Consider the following 19636-nt stretch of genomic DNA (forward strand, 5'->3'; position numbering starts at 1 on the left):
CCGTACGTGTCATCACCGCGCGAGGCCCCAGACCACGGCGTCGAACCGGATGGCGAAGGCGAGGGCCTCCGGCAGCTTCTCCACCTGGAGCCGGGCGATGCGTCCGCCGTCCGTCCGCACGCAGACCACGGTGCCCACACTCACGGGTGCACCCGAGGAACCGGTGGTGTCCACCAACTCGGCGCAGGCCGCTTGGTCCGGTAACTCTCCCTGTCCCTCCCACGGCGCCACGGCCCCGCCGCTCCCCGCCAGGACCAGATACCGGTCGCCCAGCCCGAGATTGATGTCGCCGCTGGCCAAGAGGACGGTCGTGTCCACCGAAGTGGGCCGCTTGCCGTCCAGTTCCATACCACCGTCGGTGTCCAGGACCAGGGTGCCCCGCCATTGCTCGGCGGGAGCGGTGGCCACACGGGCGCTGCCCGTGCTGTCGCCACCTGCTTTCGGACTGGGAACGCCCGGCCCCGAAGTGCCCTGTGGCGGGGCTGAAACGCCCTGCCCCGAAGGGCTTCCCGATGTGTCGGCCATGAGGGAGTACGTGCCCACCGCACCGACGACGACGGCGATCAGGCTCACGAGGCCGAGCCACGGACCGATCCGAATATTGGTGCTGACGGTGGTGCTGTGGGTGGTGTGGTCGCGCCCCGCCTGCTGGACCGAGCCGTTTTCGCTCGCACTGCCGCTCATGCTCCGATAGGACCCGGATCCACCGGATCCCCAGGGGGCGTTGGAGTCGTCGCCGGACGCTGCTGCCACAAGGTCCCCCTGTCCACATGGCTTAAGGAGCCATGAGCGTAGCGGCACACACCTGACGCTCGGCCAGGATTACGTGCATTCACCCATCCCGCACACCATCTAAGCCTCGGTGCCCGCCTCCTGGGCGTCGATCAGCTCGTCCCAGTGCTCCCTCGTCCACGCGCACGCCGCGTCCAGCGGGCCCAGCAGGCCGCGGCCGAGTGGGGTGAGCGCGTACTCGACGCGGCGCTCGGGGGTTTCGTACGCGGTGCGCGTGACGAACCCGTCGCGCTCCAGCCCGCGCAGGGACTGCGTCAGGGACTTGGAGGTGATGCCGCGGATCGGGACCTTGAGTTCGGAGAAGCGGCGTGGGCCGTCCTGGAGACATCGCAGGATCAGCGTGGCCCACTTGTCCCCGACGCGGAACGGAACCAGGGGCGAGGGGCAGACGGGGTCGAACATCTCCGGATCCAGCGGCTGCGTCGGTTGCGTCGGCTGCGTCATGATCCACACGGTAGGCCGGTATCCGATCGGTAACCAGCCCTTTCCTTAGGCTCGCCCACATGACGAACCAGAACCAGGGCCAGGACCAGAAGCAGAAGGTCATCGTGTTCGGCGCCGGAGGGCGCGTGGGGCGGGCCGCCGTCGCGCGGGCGCGCGCACAGGGGTACGAGGTGACGCGGGCGGGCCGCGCCGACGGGGACGTGACCTCGGCGGCGGACGTGGCCCGGCTGGCGGCGGGCCATGATGCCGCCGTGGTCGCGGTGTACGACGCCCAGGCGGCGCCCGGGGTGTTCTTCCCGGCGGTGGCGCGGGCGCTCGCCGAAGGACTCCCCGAGGCCGGGGTACGGCGGCTGGTGTCCGTCGGGCTGGCCTCCGTACTGCCCACCGCCTCCGGAATCCTGCTGATGGACGGCCCGGGGTATCCGCAGGACTGGCGGGAGTTCTACGAGGGCCACGCGGCCGGCACCGAGGCCCTGCGGGCGGCGGCGCCGGCGGGGCTGGACTGGGCGGTGCTGTCCCCGGCCGGTGACTTCGCAAGTGACGCGCCGGAGGCCGGCGGGTACGCCTTCGCCCCGGCCGACGCCGCGAGCCGGATCACCCACGCGGACTTCGCCCGGGCCGTGGTGGACGAGGCCGTGGCGCCGTCGCTGCACCGCACGCACGCGGGGGTGCGGCCGGTATGACCGGTATGACCGCCGAATCCGTGACCGACAGCCCCAACCCCTGGGTCGCCGGGCACATCCGCAGCTTCGAGGCGACCGCCGGGCGGCCGCGGCCCGGGATCTCGGATCTGCTGCTGACCACGCGGGGCCGCCGCTCGGGGCTGCTGCGCCGCACCGCGCTGGCCTACGTACGGGACGGGGACGGGGTCGCGTACGTGCTGACGGCGTCCAACGCCGGATCGGACCGCCACCCCGCGTGGTACCTGAACCTGACGGCCGACCCTGCCGTCACCCTCCAGGTCGGCGCCGAGTCCTTCCCGGCGACCGCACGCCGCGCCACGGCGGCCGAGGCGGACCGCCTGTGGCCGGTGGTGGTGGCCGCGATGCCCTCGTACGTGGCCTACCGCGAGGCGACGGCCCGTGAAATCCCGCTGGTCCTGGTCACCCGTACCCGTACCGGCTGAGGTCAGCCGACCTTCGGGGCGTTCGGCAGCCCGGCCCGCAGGGCCGAGTCGGCGCCCGCGAGGGAGGGTCCGGTGGCCCCCGTGGCGGACCCGGCGGCCTTCGCGGTCACTCCCACCGCCGTCTTCGTGTCCTGGACGGCCTGCCCGGGGTGGTCGACGATCTCGCCGACGCGCTGGGTGATCGGGGCCCCCTGGACGGCGGGCTCGTCGGCGTGCGCGGCGACGGGGGTCAGGGCGAGGGCGGCGCCCCCGGAGAGGACCAGAGCGGCAAGGCTGCGCTTGATGGGGTTCATACCCTGCGAACGACCCGCCCGTGCCCCTGGTCACTCGCGCGTCAGGCGTTCCGCGAATCGGGTTACTCCGGCCTTGCCCAGCCGGGCCACGAGCTCGTCCCGCGTCGTGGGCGGATTCCGCTTGCCCGCTGCCACTCTCGCCAAGGTGTCGGCGACCTCGCGCGGTACTTCCCCGAACAGGTCGCACAGGTAAGTGTCCGGGTCCACCACCCTGACGCCGAGGCGCGCCATGGCCTCGGCCGGGAAATCCGCAAGGTTCCAGGTGATCAGCGCATCGGCCCCCGCCGCCACGGCGGCCGCCGCGTGATGGCGGTCGTCCGGGTCGTTGCCCGGCATGCCGTCCACCAGGTGTCCGTAGTCGGACTGAGCGACCTCGCAATCTCCGAAGTAGTCGCGGACCGCCCGTGTGACGGCAGCCGCCGATTCCGGGGAACGCCGCCCTTCCCGGACGATCACCCGCTCCCACTCATCGAGCAGGCAGTCCGACCAGACGATGCTGTGTACGGAGTCCTCCGTCAGCGCCAGCATGAGGTCCATGACGGAGAACGGGAACAGCACGTTCGTGTCCACGAAGACGCGCACGGAATCACCCCCTCCAGCAGGCGCTCAGTAGGGCAGCCCTGCCTCGTCCGCGGCTTCGGCGATGCGCAGGCGGCCTTCCCGGCGGCGGGTGCGCCGCTCCTGGAAGGCGAGGGCGTCCGCCAGCCGAACGATGCGGTGGCGGCTGCCCGGCAGGTGACTGGACGCGATGTCACCCGAGTCCAGCAGGCGGACGACGAACGGCCGGGACAGACCCAGCAGCTCAGCCGTTTCCGCCGGCGTCAGATGGACCTCGGAGGCGAGCAAGGTCACGGCGTGACCAGCCGCCAGTTCGTGCGCGGAGGCGCTGAGAATACGCACGAGCTCCTCAGGCAGGACCTGCTCGCTGCCATCGGCCGCCCGCAGTATCACGGTGACCTCTCCGGGAACCAGCCGCCCCGCTTCGGCAAGGGCGTCCTGGATTTCTGCGCGCGGTTCCACGGTGGTGGCGTTCGCGAGCACGCTCGTACGTGTCATGACAGCCTCCTCACTCAACTGAAATAACTGTAACCGGGTGAGGCGGTGTGCGCCACCACGCCCGCGGCCCCGGATCGGGGGCGATCCGGGGCCGTGGGGATGACTCGGCGGGAGGTGCGGCGGGGGCTGGGTCAGTCCTCGACGACCAGTGCCGGGGTGGACTTCGTCAGGACCTCGCCGCGGAAGAAGGCCGGGCTGCGGCGCTCCGTGACGAACATGATCACCAGGCCGAGCGCCAGCAGGCCGACGCCGATGACGAACACGCTGCCGACGCCGAGGACGGTGGAGCCGGAGCCGTACGACGGATTCCACATGTCGATCAGCGTCTTGCCGAAGACCGCCGCCAGCAGCAGACCGCCGAGGACCGGGAAGACGCCCTTGAAGAACAGGTCGCGGGCGGACCGGCGGAGCTCGCCCCGGAAGTACCAGGCGCAGGCGAAGGCCGTCAGCGAGTAGTAGAAGCAGATCATCAGGCCGAGCGCGAAGATCGTGTCGGTCAGGACGTTCTCGCTGACCAGGGTCATCACGGTGTAGAAGACGCCGGTCGCGACGCCCGCCATGACGGTGGCGCGGCCGGGGGTCTTGAAGCGCTCGTGGACCTTGGCGTACGAGGGCGGCAGCGCCTCGTAGGTGGACATGGCCAGCACCGTACGGGCCACCGGGATGAAGGTGGTCTGGAGCGAGGCGGCCGCCGAGGCCAGGACGGCCACGAAGAGCAGGATGCCGAGCACCGGGCCCATCACGGGGCCGGCGAGGGCGGCGAAGACGTTGTCGGAGGTCTCCTCGTTGGCCAGGCCGAGGCCCTCGCCGCCCGAGCCGACGGCCATCTGCGCGGCGACGCCGGTGGCCAGGTACGAGCCGACCAGGACGACCATCGCGACGAGCGCGGCGCGGCCGGGGGTCTTGGCGGAGCCGCTGGTCTCCTCATTGGTGGACAGGCAGGCGTCCCAGCCCCAGTACATGAAGATCGAGAGCGAGAGTCCGGCGGTGAAGGCCGCCATGGACTCGACGGCGAAGGGGTTCATCCACTGCCAGGAGAAGTCCAGGCCGGTGTCGAACGTGCCGGCCGAGGCCTTCTGGAAGGCCATGGCGACGAAGATGGCGAGCACCGCGAGCTGGAGGCCGACCAGCGCGTACTGGACACCCTTGGTGGCGGTCATGCCGCGGTAGCTGATGGCGGTCGCGATGGCGATCAGGGTCAGGCAGGTGGCGATGTGGACGAGCTTGTTGTCGTCCAGGGCCGCGATCGACGGATTGTTCGTGACCTCGCCGGCCAGCAGCCAGAAGTACGAGGTGGCGACGCCGGCCAGGTTGGAGAGCACGATGATCGTGGCGATCACCAGGCCCCAGCCGCACATCCAGCCGATCCGCGGACCGAAGGCCTTCACGGTCCAGGTGAAGGAGGTGCCGCAGTCCGGCATGGCCTTGTTGAGCTCGCGGTACGCGAAGGCGACCAGGAGCATCGGGAGGAAGCCGGCGAGGAAGACCGCCGGCATTTGCAGGCCGACCTCGCCGGCGGTGGAGCCGAGGGTCGAGGTGAGGCAGTAGACGGGGGCGACGGTGGAGATGCCGATGACGGCGCTTCCCACCAGGCCGACGGACCCCTTGCCGAGTCCCTTGCCGCGAACGTCGCCCTCGGCGACGCCGCTTACCGTGTCTCCGGCCTGAGGCCGAACGTCCAGCTGAGTCATGGGTCAGGACGTTAGATGCTGCGGTTTCCACATCCGGAGGTTTTAAGTCCGCATCGGCGCACGGCCGAAGGCCTTTGAATTTCCAGGTTGAGACGATTAACGATCGCGTAATACAAGGTTCACTTTGGCGCCGGGCCATGGTTCAGGAGGCGCCGAACAGGCTGTTCCGGTATACGGAAACCGCAGCTCTGTCCGTTTTGGGCGTTTCTAAACTTTCCCGTGCGAGTTTTCGAAGGCGATTTTGTCGCGGACACGGCAACCGCCCTAGAGTCTCTGCCGATCATGATCGTCTACGGGGGACTCACGCACATGCGCATCACACCACTCCTCGCCGCGGCCACCGCCGTCGCGGCCTTGTTCGCCCTCACCGCCTGCGGGGGCGACGACGCGGCCGCCCCGGCCGACGGCGATATCGCGATGATCGGCGGTGTCACCGGCGGCGCGGGCGCGGGGGCCGGCGGCGGCGGCGCCAAGGCCCCCAAGAAGGGGACCGGCTTCAAGGGGCTGCCCAAGGCGGGCTCCATGGCCGGAGCCGCCCGCATCATCAACGGATTCACCCCGTGCGGCCAGGTCAGCACCACGCGCTCGGGGTACGGGGGCAACCCGAGCAGCGATCCGGACGCCAAGTACGGCACGTCGTACTCCGTTACCGAGCGCGGCTACTGCGGTGGCAGGAGGGAGCGGAGCGCGATCTTCATGATCAAGGACCCGAAGGCCTTCCAGGCCGCCATCAAGGCCGAGATCGAAGCGGAGGAGGGTGGTGGGAACCCCAACAGCGGGCCCATCATCGGGCAGGACTTCGCCACCGGATCCGAGAGCGCCGACGCCAATAGCGCGCTGCTCTCCCCGCAGAGCGGACTCCTCATGCTCAACTGCCACCCGGACTTCAAGCCGCCGAGTGGCTACCGGAAGGAGCCGGCCCTGGTGAAGGGCTGCGTCCTCACCGACTACTACAAGGACTGAGGCACCGGCCCGCCACTCCGGCCTCGCCGGCGTTTGAGGCGCGGGTCCGGGCGGAGCCCGGTGCCCGGCGGAGCCGGGTTCCCTGGGGCTCCGCCCCAGACCCCGCGCCTCAAACGCCGGCGAGGCTAGATGTGCCCGGGCCCCCGCCTCAAACGCCGGCGAGGCTGAAGGTGCCCGGCGGGAGCCTCAAACGCCAGCGGGGCTGGTCAGCCGGCAAAGCTGGAGTGGGGCCGGCGAGGCCGGAGTGGGGCGGGCGAGGCTGAAGTGGCGCCGGCGGGGCTGGGTGGGCCCGGCAAAGGCTGGAGTTGCGCCCGCGAGGCGGAGTGGGGCCGGCGGGGCTGGAGATGGTTCAGCTCGGCCAGACGATCGACTGGGTCTCGCTGTAGGCGTGCAGGGCGTACGAGCCCACGTCGCGGCCGACGCCGGACCGCTTGAAGCCGCCGAACGGGGCCTCCATGTTCCGGCCGATGGTGTTGATCCCGACGCCGCCCGCCCGCAGCCGCCGGGCCACGCGGAACGCGCGCGCCGAGTCCCCGGACCAGACGTAGCTCAGCAGGCCGAAGTCGCTGTCGTTGGCCAGCCGGACCGCCTCGTCCTCGTCCCCGTCGAAGGGGACCACGACCACGACCGGGCCGAAGATCTCCTCCCGGACCACCCGCATGTCGTTCGTGCAGTCCACCAGGAGGGTGGGGGCGACGTAGAAACCCCTGCCCGCCTCCCCGACCACGGGGCGCTCGCCGCCGTGCGCGATCCGCGCGCCCTCCTTCCTCCCCAGCTCGACGTACGACTCGACGCGGTCCCGGTGGGCCGCCGAGATCACCGGGCCGACCACCGTGCCCCGCTCCGCCGGGTCCCCGACCTTCATGAACGCCAGGTACCCGGTCAGCTTCTCCACCAGCCGCCCGTAGACCGCCCGGTGGACGATCACCCGGGTCGGGGCCGTGCAGATCTGGCCGCTGTAGAAGGAGAAGGTGGTGCCGATCCCCATCACCGCCGCGTCCAGGTCCGCGTCCTCGAAGACGATCGCCGCGCCCTTGCCGCCCAGCTCCATCAGCTGCCGTTTCATGGTCCGCCCGCAGACCTCGGCGATGCGCTGGCCGACGCCCGTGGAGCCGGTGAAGGACACCATGTCCACGTACGGGGAGTCCACGGCCGCCTCGCCCACCTCCACCGAGGCGCCGCCGACCACGTTGACCACGCCCGCCGGAACACCCGCCTCGTGCAGCGCCCACGCCATCTTGAACACCGAGAGCGGGTCCTGCGGGGCCGGCTTCACCACCACCGTGTTGCCCATGGCCAGGGCCGGGGCCACCTTGCCCGCCGGGTTCGCCCACGGGTTGTTGTACGAGGTGACGCAGGTGACCACGCCGACGGGCTGGCGCACCTCCAGCGCGCCCAGGATGGCCGCCTTCCCCATCGGGCCGGCCTCGGTGACCTGCGGCGGGAGGCCCCGTTCCACCGGTTCCAGGGCGCCCTTCGCGTAGCGCCGGAAGCGCGCGACCCCGACGCCGACCTGCATCCCGCGCGCGATGCCCGTCGGCGCGCCCGTCTCCGCCCGGGCCAGCGCCGCCCACGGCTCGAACTCGCGCTGCATGACGTCGGCGGCCCGGTCCAGGATCGCCGCCCGCTCCTCGGGCCGGGTACGGGACCAGCCCTCGAACGCCTCGGAGGCGGCCCGCGCCGCCTCCGCCACCTGGTCGCGGGTCGCCTCGGGGGCCAGGCCCACCACCGACTCGTCCGCCGGGTTGACCACCTCGTAGTACCCGCCGGCGGGCTCCACCCACTCGCCGCCGATGTACAGCCGGGTCGGATCGGTCATCGTCAACGCGTACTCACCGTCCTCGTGTCCCGGCCGGAGCGCAGCACCTTCCCGGGGATCGCGCCCGTCACCTCGTCGTCGCGCACGGTCTCCACGCCGTTGACCCGTACGGACACGATCCCGATCGCCCGCGCGTCCAGCCGGGGGCTGTCCCCGGGCAGGTCGTGCACGAGCGTCGCCGGTGCGGCCTCGATCCGCTCCGGGTCGAAGAGCACCAGGTCTGCGTGGAACCCCTCGGCGATCCGCCCGCGCTCGCGCAGCCCGAACAGCCGCGCCGGATCGTCGGTCAGCATCCGTACCGCCCGCTCCAGCGGCACCAGCTTGCGGCCGCGCAGGCAGTCTCCGAGGAAGCGGGTCGTGTACGGGGCGCCGCACATGCGGTCCAGGTGCGCGCCCGCGTCGGAGCCGCCCAGCATGACGTCCTCGTGCTGCCAGGTCTCGGCGCGCAGGGCCCAGCTCGCCCGGTCGTTGTCGGTCGGCATCGGCCAGAGCACCGTACGCAGGTCGTCGTTGGCGCAGATCTCGACCAGGCACTGGAAGGCGTCCTGGCCGCGCTCGGCGGCGATGTCGTTCACGACCCGGCCCGAGAGGCCCTCGTTCTCCTTGCTGTACGTGTCCCCGATGACGTAGCGGCCGAAGTGGGCCAGGCGCCGGAAGACCCCGGCCTCCTTGCTGTCGGCGCGGCGCAGCATCTCGGCGCGGACGTCCGGGTCGCGGAGCCTGTCGATCCGCTCGGGGACGGGGAGTCCGAGGATCTCGCCCCAGCCGGGGATGAGGTTGAGGGCGCAGAACGTGCCGAGGGACATGTTCATGGGGGTCAGGATCGGCATGGTCAGCGCCACGATCCGGCCGCCGGCCTTACGGGCCCGCTCGCTCGGTATGAGCTGGCGCGGCACCCGTTCGGGGACGGAGGCGTCGATGGTGAGGACGTTCCAGTTCAGGGGCCGTCCGGCGGCCGCGCTCATCTCGACGAAGAGGTCGATCTCCTCGTCGGAGAACTGGTCGAGGCAGCCGGCGACGATCGCTTCGAGCTGGGTGCCCTCGTGTTCGGCGACGGCGCGGGAGAGGGCGAAGAGTTCGGCGGGCCGGGCGTGCCGGGAGGGGACGGGCGCGCCGTCGCCGTCGGAGTGGGTGGAGGACTGGGTGGTGGACAGGCCCCAGGCGCCGGCGTTCATGGCGTCGTGGAAGAGGTCGAGCATCTGCCGGAGCTGCTCCTCGGTGGGCTGTCCGCCGACGGCGTCCTCTCCCATCACGTGCCGGCGCAGGGCGCAGTGGCCGACCATGAAACCGGCGTTGACGGCGATCCGGCCCTCCAGGGCGTCGAGGTACTCGCCGAAGGTCGACCAGCTCCAGTCGACGCCCTCTTCGAGGGCCTTGAGGGCCATGCCCTCGACCTTGCTCATCATCCGGCGGGTGTAGTCGGCGTCCTGGGGGCGGGCCGGGTTGAGCGGGGCGAGGGTGAAGCCGCAGTTGCCGCCGGCGACGGTGGTGACGCCGTGGTTCATGGAGGGGGTCGCGTAGGGGTCCCAGAACAGCTGGGCGTCGTAGTGCGTGTGCGGGTCGATGAACCCGGGGGTGAGGACGAGCCCGGCGGCGTCCTCGCTCGTCCGGGCCTCCTCGGTGACGGTTCCGGGGGCGGCGATGGCAACGATCCGCCCGTCCCGAATGCCGATGTCTGCGACGCGGGCGGGGGCGCCGGTGCCGTCCACGACGGTCGCGCCCTTGATCAGGTGGTCGAGCATGACGTCCCTTCACTTACAGCCCCGCCGGCGTTTGAGGCGCGGGTCCAGGCGGAGCCCGGTGCCCGGCGGAGCCGGGTTTCTCCCCCAGCTACCGCTGGGAGGTGCCCCCAGGGGCTCCGCCCCAGACCCCGCGCCTCAAACGCCGGCGAGGCTGAATTTGCCGGCGCGGAGCCTCAAATGCCGGCGAGGCTGGAGTTGCCCGGCGGGGCCTCGAACTCCAGCGGAGCTGGAAGGGGCCCGGCCGCCGGCCAGGCAGGCCCCGTTCCCCCGCCGGGTCAGACGGCCTGACGGAAGCGGGTCGTGCGGTGGATCGGGTCCGTGTCGATCTGCGGGATCACGTGTTCCCCGATCAGCTTGATCGTGGTCATCGTGTCCTCGTACGAGACCCCGGTCGGCAGGCCGAAGGACAGCTGGTCCGCGCCCGCCCGCTCCCAGCGCTTGCACTGCGCGAGGACCTCCGACGGGTCACCGCAGATCAGCAGTTCCTCGGCGATGAGGAGTTCGATGATCTCGGCGTTGTACTCCGGCAGGATCTCCGGCCACTGCGGGATCGCCTCGGGCCGCGGGAAGGTGTCGTGGTAGCGGAAGACCAGCGACTGGAAGCGGTTCATGTTCGCGTTGACCGCGATCTCGATCGCTTTGTCGTGGGTCTCGGCGCAGATCGCCGTCGAGGTGACCATGACGTTGTCGTTGACGAAGGCGCCGATGGCCTTCGCCTCCTGGATGGCCGTCTTGTACTGGTCGAGGACCCACTCCATGTCCGAGACCTTCTGCACGCTGAAGCCCAGTACGCCCAGGCCCTTCTTCGCCGCCATGGCGTACGAGGAGGGGGAGCCGGCGGCGTACCACATGGCCGGGTGGGCCTTCCCGTACGGCTTGGGGAAGATCTTCCGGGGCGGCAGGGACCAGTGCTTGCCCTGGAACCCCTCGTATTCCTCCTGGAGGAACATCTTGGGGAACTCGGCGATGGTCTCTTCCCAGATCTCCTTGGTGTGGTTCATGTCCGTGATGCCGGGCAGGAATCCGAGGATCTCGTGGCTGCCCGCGCCGCGGCCGGTGCCGAACTCGAAGCGGCCCTTGGAGAGGTGGTCGAGCATGGTGACCTTCTCGGCCACCTTGACCGGGTGGTTCACCGGGGCGAGCGGGTTGAAGATGCCGGAGCCGAGGTGGATGCGCTCGGTGGCGTGGGCGAGGTAGGCGAGGAACACCTCGTTCGCCGACAGGTGCGAGTACTCCTCCAGGAAGTGGTGCTCGGAGGCCCAGGCGTACTTGAAGCCGGACTTGTCGGCCTGGATGACGTACTCGGTCTCCTCGACCAGCGCCTTGTGCTCTGCCTGGGGATCGGCCTTGGACCGCGCCTCAGGCACGTATCCCTGCACGAAGAGCCCGAATTCCAAGGGGTTCACCGTCCTTAAGTTTCTGACGTGACGTCAGATTTGATGTCCCGACTGTTCCACCGCGAAGGCCGGAGCGTCAATACCTGACGCCTCATCAGATGCCGCTAGAGGATGCTCACACCGGCCATCCAGCCACCGTCGATGACGAACGGCTGGCCGGTGATGTACGAGGAGTCCTCGCTGGTCAGAAAGAGGGCGAGGCGCGCGATCTCCTCCGGCTGCCCCACCCGCCCCATCGGCACGACCCGCTTGTAGAGCTCGGCCATGGCGTCCCGGGCCTCCTCGGTCATCCCGGCCGGATCCAGCAGACCCGGGTTGGCCATCGGGGTGTCCACGGCGCCCGGGCACATGGCGTTGACCCGGATGTTCTTGGCCGCCAGCTCCAGCGCGGCGACGCGCGTCAGCCCGAGGATCGCCGCCTTGGTGGCGGCGTACGCGCCGACGTACGCCATGCCCGTGAGCCCCGTGTAGGAGGACGTGTTGACGATCGCGCCGCCGCCGGCCGCCTCGATCTCGGGGGCGACGGACCGGATGCCGAGGAAGGCGCCGACCTGGTTGACCTGGACCACCTGCTGGAACTCCGCCAGCGGGGTCGAGGTCAGCTCGTTGAAGCGGAGGATGCCGGCGTTGTTGACCAGGCCGTTCACCGGGCCGAAGGCCTCCTTCGCGGCGGCGGTGGCGGCGGCCCAGTCGTCCTCCCGGCTCACGTCCAGCCGTACGTACCGGGCGCGGTCCTCCCCGATCTCCTTGGCGACGGCGGCGCCCCGCTCGTCCAGTACGTCGCCGAGCAGCACCTTGGCGCCCTCGGCGGCGAAGAGGCGGGCCTCCTGCTCGCCCTGGCCGCGCGCCGCCCCGGTGATGATGACGACGCGCCCGTCCAGCTTCCCCGTGCCCGTGCCTATGCCCGTACCTGTGCCCGTACCTGTGCCCGTGCCCATGCCCGTGCCCCTAATCGTTGAGGAGGGGGGCCACCTCGGCCCCGAACGCGGTGATCTGGTCGGTGAGTTCGGCGCGGTCGCGGTTGCGGAAGCGGACCTGGATCTGGTCCACGCCCAGCGCCTTGTACTCCCGCAGGGACGCGGCGAGCGCCTCCGCCTTGCCGGTGAGGGCCCGGCGGCCGGTGTCCCAGCCCGGTTCGCCGACGTAGAGCGGTTCGGTGATGGCGCCGATCTCGATGGGGCCGGTGACTCCGGCGGCCTCTCTGAGCTCCCTGATACGGGCGATCCGCGCCGGGATCCGCTCGCGCGGGTCGCCCTGCGGGAGCCAGCCGTCACCGCGTACGGCGGCGCGGCGCAGGGCGGCGGGCGAGGAGCCGCCGATCCAGACGGGGATCCGCGCCTGGGCGGGCCGGGGCAGCTGGCCGAGGTCCTTGAACGAGAACAGCTCACCCTCGAACTCCGGGTACTCCTCGGGGCCGAGGGCGGCGCGCAGGGCGTCGAGGGTCTCGTCGAGGACGGCCCCGCGGCGCTCGAAGCCGACGCCGAGGGCCTCGAACTCCTCCTGGACGTGGCCGGCGCCGACGCCGAGGATCAGGCGGCCGCCGGAGAGGTGGTCGAGGGTCGCGTACTGCTTGGCGCTGATCAGCGGGTGGCGCAGGCCGACGATGGCGACATGGCTGAGCAGCCGGACGTTCTCGGTGATCCCGGCCAGGAAGGACAGGGTGGCGACCGGGTCGTACCAGACGGTGCCCATGGGCCCGGCGAGCCGGCGCGGGATGGCCACGTGGTCGCAGGTGGCCACGTACCCGAACCCGGCCCGGTCGGCGGCCCGCGCCACCTCGGCCAGATCGGCGGCGGTGGCCGAGGCCTCCCAGGGCTCGGCGTAGAGGGTGCTCTGCGACTGGATCGGGAGCTGCATCCCGTACACCAGCCGGCCTTCCGGAAACACGCGCGCCATGCCGCACCCGCCTCGCCTTCGCTTCGCCCGCGTCTGCCGATGCGTCATATCGGCACCGGGGGCCATCGTCGTAGCTGACGGTCCGTCAGGCAAGTGGTGCGGGCGCTGTCGCGCAAAGGGATGGCGGGTACGGGTGCGTACCCGTACCCTGGGCCTATGGGAAGGAGTACGACGATGCCCGATGCCAACATCCGTATCCCCGAGGAAGCCAAAGACAGACTCGCCGCCATAGCGGCAGCCGAGGGCCTGTCCCTGCGCGCCTATCTGGCCCGGCTCGCCGAAACCCTGCTGACCCCGGTCGAGCGTGCCGAGCGCGCCGAGCGCGCACGCGCCGCTCTGCGGGAGTGGAACGGCTACGCGCCGACGGCCGCCGAGCAGCGGGAACTCGACAGCGAACTGGACCGGCGCCTGCACAGGGCGATGCCCCGGTGACCGAGCCCTTGCACATCGTGCTGGACGAGACAGCCATGACCGCCGCCGGTCAGGGCAACGTCCTCGCCTCCCGTCTCATCCACCGCGCGCACGCCGAGCCGGGCTGGTTCCTGTACGCGCCCACCTGCGCGCTGGTCGAGGCCGACCGGGCCCGCCCCGGTACCGCGGAGCACCTCGCCGCCCTCCCCGGCGTCATCGTGCTCGACCTCGACCTTCCGGCCGTTTTGGCCGTTGCCCGCCAGGAGACCTGGGGCGCGGCGCATTGCGCCCACGCGGCTCAGCCCACTGCGGAGCGGCCCGATGGAGCGATCATCGCCACCACCGAACCGAAGCGGTGGGAGGGCGAACCGGTGCGCGTGCTGGACCTCACGCCGTAGCCCCGGGGGGCGGACGCGAATCGTCAGGGGCGGGCGGGGCCGCGAGGGTCCCGCCCGCTGGGGTCCCGCCCTCTATCGCCGGATCAGAGGCCGCCGGTGTAGAGCAGCTGGTTGGGGCTGCCCGAGCTGATGTTGGTCACGACGTCCTTGGTGGACTCGGCGTCCAGGAACGCGGCGACCTCCGCGGGCAGCGCGGTGGGGTGCGCCTGCTTGTAGAGGGCGGCGACACCGGCCACGTGCGGCGACGCCATGGAGGTGCCGTCCAGGGCGACGGAACCGCCGCCGAGCCTGGCCGAGTCGATGGCCCGGCCAGGGGCGTAGATGGATACGCACGTCCCGTAGTTGGAGAAGGACGTCTCCTCGTCCCAGCGGTTGGTCGCCGCCACCGTCACCACCCGGAAGGCGGAGGCCGGGGAGACGTTGCAGGCGTCCTGCGCCTCATTGCCCGCCGCGATGACCGGCAGGACGCCCGCGTCGGACAGAGCGGTGGCCGCGTTGTTGACCGCCGTCGCCCTCGGTCCGCCGAGCGATCCGTTGAGCACCGCCGGCTGCTTGGCGTTCCTCGCCACCCAGTCCATCCCGGCGATGATCCCCGACCACGTGCCCTTGCCGTCGCAGCCCAGGACGCGGACGCTGACCAGGCTGGCCTTGCGTGCCACGCCGTACGTCGAGCCGGCGACCGTACCGGCCACGTGGGTGCCGTGGCCGTTGCAGTCCTGGCCGGCTCGCCCGTCGCCCATCGCGTCGAAGCCGAATTTCGCGCGGCCGCCGAACTCGGTGTGGCTGTAGTCGATGCCGGTGTCCAGGATGTACGCCGTCACTCCCGCGCCGCTGCCCTCGGTGGTGAAGTTGTTGTCGAGCGGGAGCTGCCTCTGGTCGATCCGGTCCAGCCCCCAGGTCGAGGCCGGGGCCCTGACCTGGGACGCGGCGGTCGGCACCGGCGCCGAGGAGACCTGGGCGTCCTCCTCGACCGACTTCACACCCGGGCTCACCCGGACGGCGTCGAGCTGGAGCCGGGTGAGCGGGACGGCGAAGCCGTTCATCGCCGAGTGGTAGACGAAGGACGGCTTGAGCTGCAGTTTCTTCACGAGCTTGGCCGCGTCCACGCCCTTGCCGAGGGTCACGATGTACTTGCCGGGCACGGCGTTGGGCGCGGTGTGCAGCGGTACGGGTACGGGGGTCGGCCCGGGCCCGCCGGAGGCACTGGCCGAGGAGGCGGCCAGGGGGCCGACGAGGGCAAGGGCAGCGGTGACGGCGGTCGCGAGCGCGACCTTGATGCGAGTGGTCATGGCGGTGAGGCCATCATGCAGAAACGATCTTTGCCTACGACATCACGCGGGGGTTCGGGTGAAGTTGGAGGCCCGCCGCAATGCGCTCCCCCGATGAGGTGATATTCGCCGGAACCAGGTTTGGGCCGCTCAGCGGCGAGAAGCGGCCCGGGCGAGAGGGGCCGCGCCGGCGGGGCGAAAGTGGCCGCACCCGCTGCCGCCCCGCTCTCGCTCCCCCTCCCGGCCTCGCACCATGCGCCGTACCCTGCCCTGATGAGATCAAGAAACAGAACCCGAATCCCCCGCCAGGCAGCGCGACTTGTCGTCCTCTCCCCCAGCGGCTCCGTGTTCCTCTTCCGGGAGGACAACGTCGAGGTCGGGATCCACTGGCTGCCGCCCGGCGGCGGGATCGAGCCCGGCGAGAGCCCCGAGGACTGCGTGCGGCGTGAGCTGCTGGAGGAGACCGGGTGGAGCGACCTCGCCCCGCAGCGGCTGCTCTGCACCTGGGAGCACGACTTCACCCACCAGGGCGTTCCGGTGCGCCAGCACGAGCACATCTACCTCGCCAGCGGCCCGCACCGCGACCCCGTCCCGGAGTCCGCGGACGCCCACTGGCGCTGGCTCTCCCCGGACGACCTCGCCTCCCTCGGCGAGCCGCTCTGGCCCCCGCGCCTGCCGGACCTGCTGGCCGACCCGACGGCCGAGCCGGTGCACCTGGGGCTGGTGAGCCCCAGGTCTTGAGCCCCTTCCAACGCCGCGACCCGGCCGCCGCGGGGTCTACCGCCGCGACCCGGCCGCCGCCTTCTCGTAGAGGGAGGCCGCGTAGCCGCCCAGCACCGTGCTGGTCGAGACGTCGTCGGTGTCGCCGCCCGTGAGGATGCCGATGATCTTGCCGTCGCGGGCGATCCACGCGCTGCCGCTGGTGCCGCCGGGGAAGTCCGCGCAGTCGAAGCGCTGCTCCGCCGCTCCCTGGCGCACCGCGACCGCCGTGCAGCTGCGGCTCACCTTGCGGTCGGCGGGGTAGCCCGTCACCGTGACCTCCTCGCCCGCGCGGCCCGAGGTGTCGAGGTCGGCTCCGCCGGTGAGGTCCTCGATGTTGCGGCCCGAGGCGTCGGGGGCCAGGCGGGCGAAGGCGAGGTCGTAGGCCTTGTCGCCGCCGGAGGACCAGCGCGCGTCCTCGTAGACCTCCTCCACCTGCCACGTGCCGTACGGGGCCTCCCCGTTCGCGTACGCGGGTGCGAAGACCGCCCCGCCCGCGCCGGAGGTCCCGGCCGACAGGCAGTGGCCGGCGGTGACGATCAGGTTGTGCCCGGGGCTGCGTACGACCGTGGCCGTGCAGAAGTGATCTCCCTCCAGGCTGCCCGCGAAGAGCGCTCCGGTGAAGGCCGCGGGGCCGCCCGGCGGGGGTGCGGGCACCGATGCCTGGGCGCCCGGCGAGGCGGGCGGCGCGCTGGACGGCGTACTGGACAGCTGCGGCTGCTTGGGTGCTTGCGATCGCGAAGGTATGCCCGAGGGGACGGCATCCGCCGCCCCGGCCTCCGGCCGCGCCTTCGCGCCGCCCTCCACGGGCGGTACCACCTTCGTCATGGCCGCCGACGCCCCCAGCGCCGCCGCCACACACAACACCGCGGTCAGCGCGGTCCGCTTGTCCACCACAGACACCCCTCCAGCTTTGCTCTGGCGAAGCATGCCTTGACGGCACTTCCGCCGCAAGGCGCAGTCAGGCCAGAACCGGCGCCGGCCGCCGCGCCCCTCGCCCGCCCTCACCATCTCACCCCCTACACACGGGCGTTGACAGGACGAGACCACCGCCCCACAATAAACCGCATACGTCGGACACCGTTTTGGGGGAAACAATGATCAGCGAGGCTCTCGCCACCGTCATATCCGCCGCGGGCGTCCTCGCCGTATCCGGCGCCGGTCTGTTCGGCCACCGCGCGTTGCGGCGGTCCCGGAACGCCCGACTGATGCGGATCGACTCCCCCGACGGCATCGACGAGCAGGGCTTCGTCCGGATCGGCGGCATCGAGCAGTGGATCTCGATCCGCGGCGAGGACCGGTCCAACCCGGTCATCGTGGAGATCCACGGCGGCCCCGGCGCCACCAACTCCCCCTACGGCATGCGCACCCGCTCCTGGGAGCGGCACTTCACCATCGTCCGCTGGGACATGCGCGGCGCCGGCAAGACCTTCGGCCGCGGCGGCCCCGAGGGCCAGGGCGAGACCACCTTCGACCGGCTCTACGAGGACGCCGTCGAGGTCACGCACCACGCGCGGCGGCGGCTGGGCGTGGAGCGGGTCCTGCTGCTCGCCAACTCCTTCGGCACCACCTTCGGCCTGCGCCTCGCCCGCGACCACCCCGAGCTGTACTCGGCGTACGTCGGCACCGACCAGAACGTCCACGACGGCGGCCGCGACACCACCGGCTACCGGGCGCTGCTGGAGCGGCTGCGCGCGGCCGGAAAGACGAAGGACGTCGCGGCGGTGGAGGCCATGGGTTCCGGCCGGCACCGCTGGACGGCCAAGCAGCGGGCGACGTACGACAGGCTCTGCACCGCGAGCGACCCGCTGACCCTGGACACGCTCAAGAGGGTGGTCCTGGGTTCGATGTGGCTGTCCCCCCTGCACACGCTCCGCGACCTGCGGGACTTCTTCAAGGGGCAGCGCTTCTCCGAGCGGATCACCCCCGGCACCGCCGCGTTCGACGACTGGGCCGACGGGACCGTTTTCGAGTTGCCCTTCTTCCTCTTCCAGGGCGACAGCGACGTGATCACCCCGACGGAGCGCGCCCGGGCCTACTTCGACGACGTCGAGGCCCCGGTCAAGGAGTTCGCGCTGATCGAGAACTCCAGCCACTGGGCCGCCTTCCGCCACCCGGAGGTCTTCCTGGACCTCCTCCTGACCCACGTCCGCCCGGCCCTCACGGACCGGTCCCTCACGGACCGGACCCGCACCACCGCCGCGTAGCGCCGCCCCGGCCGGTCAGTCGGCGCTTCCACTGGGCACGACCCAGCGCATCGGCTGACCGGTCACGGCGGCCGTTCACCGCGCCTGCCCCCGACCCGGCTCCGGGGTTTCTCCGGTCAGGGGCGGGCCCCGGCTACACTCACGCCCCCGCCCACAGGCCGTCCGGGGTCAGGCCCAGGAGGGCTATGGCGTTGCCGCGGACGATGCGGTTCACCGCGTCCGGGGCCAGGTGGGCCATCTGGGCCTCGCCGACCTCGCGGGACTTCGGCCACGTCGAGTCGGAGTGCGGGTAGTCCGTTTCGTAGAGGACGTTGCCCACGCCGATCGAGTCCAGGTTCCGCAGCCCGAAGGCGTCGTCGAAGAAGCAGCCGAAGACGTGCTCGGCGAACAGTTCCGACGGCGGGCGCAGCACCTTGTCCGCGACCCCGCCCCAGCCGCGGTTCTCCTCCCACACCACGTTCGCCCGTTCCAGGATGTACGGGATCCACCCGATCTGTCCCTCCGCGTACATGATCCGGAGGTTCGGGTAGCGCTCGAACTTGCCGCTCATCAGCCAGTCGACCATCGAGAAGCAGCAGTTGGCGAAGGTGATCGTGGAGCCGACGGCCGGCGGGGCGTCCGCCGAGGTGGACGGCATGCGCGACGAGGAGCCGATGTGCATGGCGATCACCGTGCCGGTCTCGTCGCACGCCTGGAGGAACGGGTCCCACGCGTCGGTGTGGATCGAGGGCAGGCCCAGGTGCGGGGGTATCTCCGAGAAGGCCACCGCGCGCACGCCCCGCGCCGCGTTGCGGCGGACCTCGGCGGCGGCGAGGCGGGCGTCCCACAGCGGGATCAGGGTGAGCGGGATCAGCCGGCCCGCCGCCTCGGGGCCGCACCACTCCTCCACCATCCAGTCGTTGTACGCCCGTACGCCGAGCAGCCCGAGCTCGCGGTCCCGGGCCTCGGTGAAGGTCTGGCCGCAGAAGCGCGGGAAGGTCGGGAAGCAGAGGGCCGACTGGACGTGGTTGACGTCCATGTCCGCGAGCCGCTCGGGAACCGAGAAGGAGCCCGGGCGCATCTGCTCGTACGTGATGACCTCCAGCTTGATCTCGTCGCGGTCGTAGCCGACGGCGGTGTCCAGCCGGGTGAGCGGTCGGTGCAGGTCCTCGTAGACCCACCAATCGCCTATCGGGCCGTCGTCGCCCTTCGCTCCCATGACGGGGGCGAACTTGCCTCCGAGGAAGGTCATTTCCTTCAAGGGGGCGCGGACGACGCGCGGACCGGTGTCCCGGTACTTGGACGGGAGCCGGTCCCGCCAGACGTGGGGGGGCTCCACCGTGTGGTCGTCCACCGAGATGATCTTGGGGAAGGTCTCCATGTGCTCTACGGTAG

Annotated in this window: 21 protein-coding genes; 7 read left to right on the top strand and 14 right to left on the bottom strand. The window is 71.3% G+C overall.

The window, feature by feature from the left end; all coding sequences use genetic code 11:
- Positions 1–12: 12 nt before the first annotated feature.
- A complete protein-coding gene (locus MTF65_RS17705; protein ID WP_243629671.1) occupies positions 13–684 on the bottom strand; it encodes a hypothetical protein in 672 nt (223 codons plus the stop codon).
- Between the two features lie 168 nt (positions 685–852).
- Positions 853–1236, bottom strand: a complete 384-nt coding sequence (locus tag MTF65_RS17710) for a helix-turn-helix domain-containing protein (RefSeq protein WP_243629672.1) — start codon at positions 1234–1236, stop codon at positions 853–855.
- Positions 1237–1295: 59 nt separating this feature from the next.
- Here MTF65_RS17710 and MTF65_RS17715 point away from each other — a divergent pair, with 59 nt between their 5' ends.
- Positions 1296–1919: an NAD(P)-dependent oxidoreductase gene (locus MTF65_RS17715; protein WP_243629673.1), complete on the top strand. Its 624-nt coding sequence runs from the start codon at positions 1296–1298 to the stop codon at positions 1917–1919.
- Positions 1916–2362: a nitroreductase/quinone reductase family protein gene (locus MTF65_RS17720; RefSeq protein ID WP_243629674.1), complete on the top strand. Its 447-nt coding sequence runs from the start codon at positions 1916–1918 to the stop codon at positions 2360–2362. The genes MTF65_RS17715 and MTF65_RS17720 overlap by 4 nt, the downstream gene beginning before the upstream one ends.
- Positions 2363–2364: 2 nt before the next feature.
- Here the strand turns inward: MTF65_RS17720 and MTF65_RS17725 are convergent, their stop codons facing one another.
- From MTF65_RS17725 to MTF65_RS17740, 4 genes are all read right to left on the bottom strand, one after another.
- Positions 2365–2655 carry a hypothetical protein gene (locus MTF65_RS17725; RefSeq protein ID WP_243629675.1) on the bottom strand — a complete coding sequence of 97 codons (291 nt, stop codon included), beginning with the start codon at positions 2653–2655 and terminating at the stop codon, positions 2365–2367.
- A 30-nt stretch (positions 2656–2685) separates the two neighbouring features.
- Entirely contained in the window at positions 2686–3237 is a 552-nt protein-coding gene (locus MTF65_RS17730) for a PIN domain-containing protein (RefSeq protein ID WP_243629676.1), read from the bottom strand.
- A gap of 24 nt (positions 3238–3261) precedes the next feature.
- A complete protein-coding gene (locus MTF65_RS17735) occupies positions 3262–3711 on the bottom strand; it encodes a helix-turn-helix domain-containing protein (protein WP_243629677.1) in 450 nt (149 codons plus the stop codon).
- A gap of 131 nt (positions 3712–3842) precedes the next feature.
- The gene (locus tag MTF65_RS17740; protein WP_243629678.1) at positions 3843–5402 is read right to left on the bottom strand and encodes an APC family permease; all 1560 of its coding nucleotides are present in this window, start codon (positions 5400–5402) and stop codon (positions 3843–3845) included.
- 309 nt (positions 5403–5711) lie between these two features.
- Here MTF65_RS17740 and MTF65_RS17745 point away from each other — a divergent pair, with 309 nt between their 5' ends.
- Positions 5712–6365, top strand: coding sequence for a hypothetical protein (locus MTF65_RS17745; protein ID WP_243629679.1), 654 nt, complete (start codon positions 5712–5714; stop codon positions 6363–6365).
- Between the two features lie 349 nt (positions 6366–6714).
- On the opposite strand, the gene MTF65_RS17750 is transcribed toward MTF65_RS17745, so the two are convergent.
- From MTF65_RS17750 to MTF65_RS17770, 5 genes are all read right to left on the bottom strand, one after another.
- The gene (locus MTF65_RS17750; RefSeq protein WP_243629680.1) at positions 6715–8184 is read right to left on the bottom strand and encodes an aldehyde dehydrogenase family protein; all 1470 of its coding nucleotides are present in this window, start codon (positions 8182–8184) and stop codon (positions 6715–6717) included.
- Between the two features lie 2 nt (positions 8185–8186).
- Entirely contained in the window at positions 8187–9926 is a 1740-nt protein-coding gene (locus MTF65_RS17755; RefSeq protein ID WP_243629681.1) for an amidohydrolase family protein, read from the bottom strand.
- 275 nt (positions 9927–10201) lie between these two features.
- Complete coding sequence (locus tag MTF65_RS17760; protein ID WP_243629747.1) at positions 10202–11323, bottom strand: LLM class flavin-dependent oxidoreductase; 1122 nt, start codon at positions 11321–11323, stop codon at positions 10202–10204.
- Between the two features lie 104 nt (positions 11324–11427).
- Positions 11428–12261: an SDR family NAD(P)-dependent oxidoreductase gene (locus MTF65_RS17765; RefSeq protein WP_243629682.1), complete on the bottom strand. Its 834-nt coding sequence runs from the start codon at positions 12259–12261 to the stop codon at positions 11428–11430.
- 10 nt (positions 12262–12271) lie between these two features.
- On the bottom strand, positions 12272–13219 hold the full coding sequence (locus MTF65_RS17770) for an LLM class F420-dependent oxidoreductase (RefSeq protein ID WP_243629683.1): 948 nt from the start codon (positions 13217–13219) through the stop codon (positions 12272–12274).
- A gap of 174 nt (positions 13220–13393) precedes the next feature.
- Between MTF65_RS17770 and MTF65_RS17775 the strand changes: the two genes are divergently transcribed.
- On the top strand, positions 13394–13651 hold the full coding sequence (locus tag MTF65_RS17775; RefSeq protein WP_243629684.1) for a hypothetical protein: 258 nt from the start codon (positions 13394–13396) through the stop codon (positions 13649–13651).
- Positions 13648–14028, top strand: coding sequence for a hypothetical protein (locus MTF65_RS17780; RefSeq protein WP_243629685.1), 381 nt, complete (start codon positions 13648–13650; stop codon positions 14026–14028). Before MTF65_RS17775 ends, MTF65_RS17780 begins: the two co-directional genes overlap by 4 nt.
- A gap of 83 nt (positions 14029–14111) precedes the next feature.
- On the opposite strand, the gene MTF65_RS17785 is transcribed toward MTF65_RS17780, so the two are convergent.
- Positions 14112–15317, bottom strand: a complete 1206-nt coding sequence (locus MTF65_RS17785) for a S8 family peptidase (RefSeq protein ID WP_243629686.1) — start codon at positions 15315–15317, stop codon at positions 14112–14114.
- Between the two features lie 252 nt (positions 15318–15569).
- On the opposite strand from MTF65_RS17785, the gene MTF65_RS17790 reads away from it, so the two are divergent.
- Entirely contained in the window at positions 15570–16037 is a 468-nt protein-coding gene (locus tag MTF65_RS17790; RefSeq protein ID WP_243629687.1) for an NUDIX hydrolase, read from the top strand.
- Positions 16038–16073: 36 nt separating this feature from the next.
- Here the strand turns inward: MTF65_RS17790 and MTF65_RS17795 are convergent, their stop codons facing one another.
- Positions 16074–16952: a trypsin-like serine protease gene (locus MTF65_RS17795; protein WP_243629688.1), complete on the bottom strand. Its 879-nt coding sequence runs from the start codon at positions 16950–16952 to the stop codon at positions 16074–16076.
- Positions 16953–17152: 200 nt separating this feature from the next.
- Here MTF65_RS17795 and MTF65_RS17800 point away from each other — a divergent pair, with 200 nt between their 5' ends.
- The gene (locus tag MTF65_RS17800; protein WP_243629689.1) at positions 17153–18262 is read left to right on the top strand and encodes an alpha/beta fold hydrolase; all 1110 of its coding nucleotides are present in this window, start codon (positions 17153–17155) and stop codon (positions 18260–18262) included.
- Between the two features lie 139 nt (positions 18263–18401).
- Here MTF65_RS17800 and MTF65_RS17805 read toward each other — a convergent pair whose 3' ends face one another.
- Positions 18402–19622, bottom strand: coding sequence for an amidohydrolase family protein (locus MTF65_RS17805; protein ID WP_243629690.1), 1221 nt, complete (start codon positions 19620–19622; stop codon positions 18402–18404).
- Between the last annotated feature and the right edge of the window lie 14 nt (positions 19623–19636).

It is taken from the genome of Streptomyces sp. APSN-46.1, from assembly GCF_022815725.1.
In the GTDB taxonomy this organism is placed as follows: domain Bacteria; phylum Actinomycetota; class Actinomycetes; order Streptomycetales; family Streptomycetaceae; genus Streptomyces.

Excerpts from the sequence above, each read along its gene's own strand:
- MTF65_RS17705 (WP_243629671.1), bottom strand. The coding sequence starts at position 684 with ATGAGCGGCAGTGCGAGCGAAAACGGCTCGGTCCAGCAGGCGGGGCGC.
- MTF65_RS17710 (WP_243629672.1), bottom strand. The coding sequence starts at position 1,236 with ATGACGCAGCCGACGCAACCGACGCAGCCGCTGGATCCGGAGATGTTC.
- MTF65_RS17715 (WP_243629673.1), top strand. The coding sequence starts at position 1,296 with ATGACGAACCAGAACCAGGGCCAGGACCAGAAGCAGAAGGTCATCGTG.
- MTF65_RS17720 (WP_243629674.1), top strand. The coding sequence starts at position 1,916 with ATGACCGGTATGACCGCCGAATCCGTGACCGACAGCCCCAACCCCTGG.
- MTF65_RS17725 (WP_243629675.1), bottom strand. The coding sequence starts at position 2,655 with ATGAACCCCATCAAGCGCAGCCTTGCCGCTCTGGTCCTCTCCGGGGGC.
- MTF65_RS17735 (WP_243629677.1), bottom strand. The coding sequence starts at position 3,711 with ATGACACGTACGAGCGTGCTCGCGAACGCCACCACCGTGGAACCGCGC.
- MTF65_RS17740 (WP_243629678.1), bottom strand. The coding sequence starts at position 5,402 with ATGACTCAGCTGGACGTTCGGCCTCAGGCCGGAGACACGGTAAGCGGC.
- MTF65_RS17745 (WP_243629679.1), top strand. The coding sequence starts at position 5,712 with ATGCGCATCACACCACTCCTCGCCGCGGCCACCGCCGTCGCGGCCTTG.
- MTF65_RS17750 (WP_243629680.1), bottom strand. The coding sequence starts at position 8,184 with ATGACCGATCCGACCCGGCTGTACATCGGCGGCGAGTGGGTGGAGCCC.
- MTF65_RS17755 (WP_243629681.1), bottom strand. The coding sequence starts at position 9,926 with ATGCTCGACCACCTGATCAAGGGCGCGACCGTCGTGGACGGCACCGGC.
- MTF65_RS17765 (WP_243629682.1), bottom strand. The coding sequence starts at position 12,261 with ATGGGCACGGGCACAGGTACGGGCACAGGTACGGGCATAGGCACGGGC.
- MTF65_RS17770 (WP_243629683.1), bottom strand. The coding sequence starts at position 13,219 with ATGGCGCGCGTGTTTCCGGAAGGCCGGCTGGTGTACGGGATGCAGCTC.
- MTF65_RS17775 (WP_243629684.1), top strand. The coding sequence starts at position 13,394 with ATGCCCGATGCCAACATCCGTATCCCCGAGGAAGCCAAAGACAGACTC.
- MTF65_RS17785 (WP_243629686.1), bottom strand. The coding sequence starts at position 15,317 with ATGACCACTCGCATCAAGGTCGCGCTCGCGACCGCCGTCACCGCTGCC.
- MTF65_RS17790 (WP_243629687.1), top strand. The coding sequence starts at position 15,570 with ATGAGATCAAGAAACAGAACCCGAATCCCCCGCCAGGCAGCGCGACTT.
- MTF65_RS17800 (WP_243629689.1), top strand. The coding sequence starts at position 17,153 with ATGATCAGCGAGGCTCTCGCCACCGTCATATCCGCCGCGGGCGTCCTC.
- MTF65_RS17805 (WP_243629690.1), bottom strand. The coding sequence starts at position 19,622 with ATGGAGACCTTCCCCAAGATCATCTCGGTGGACGACCACACGGTGGAG.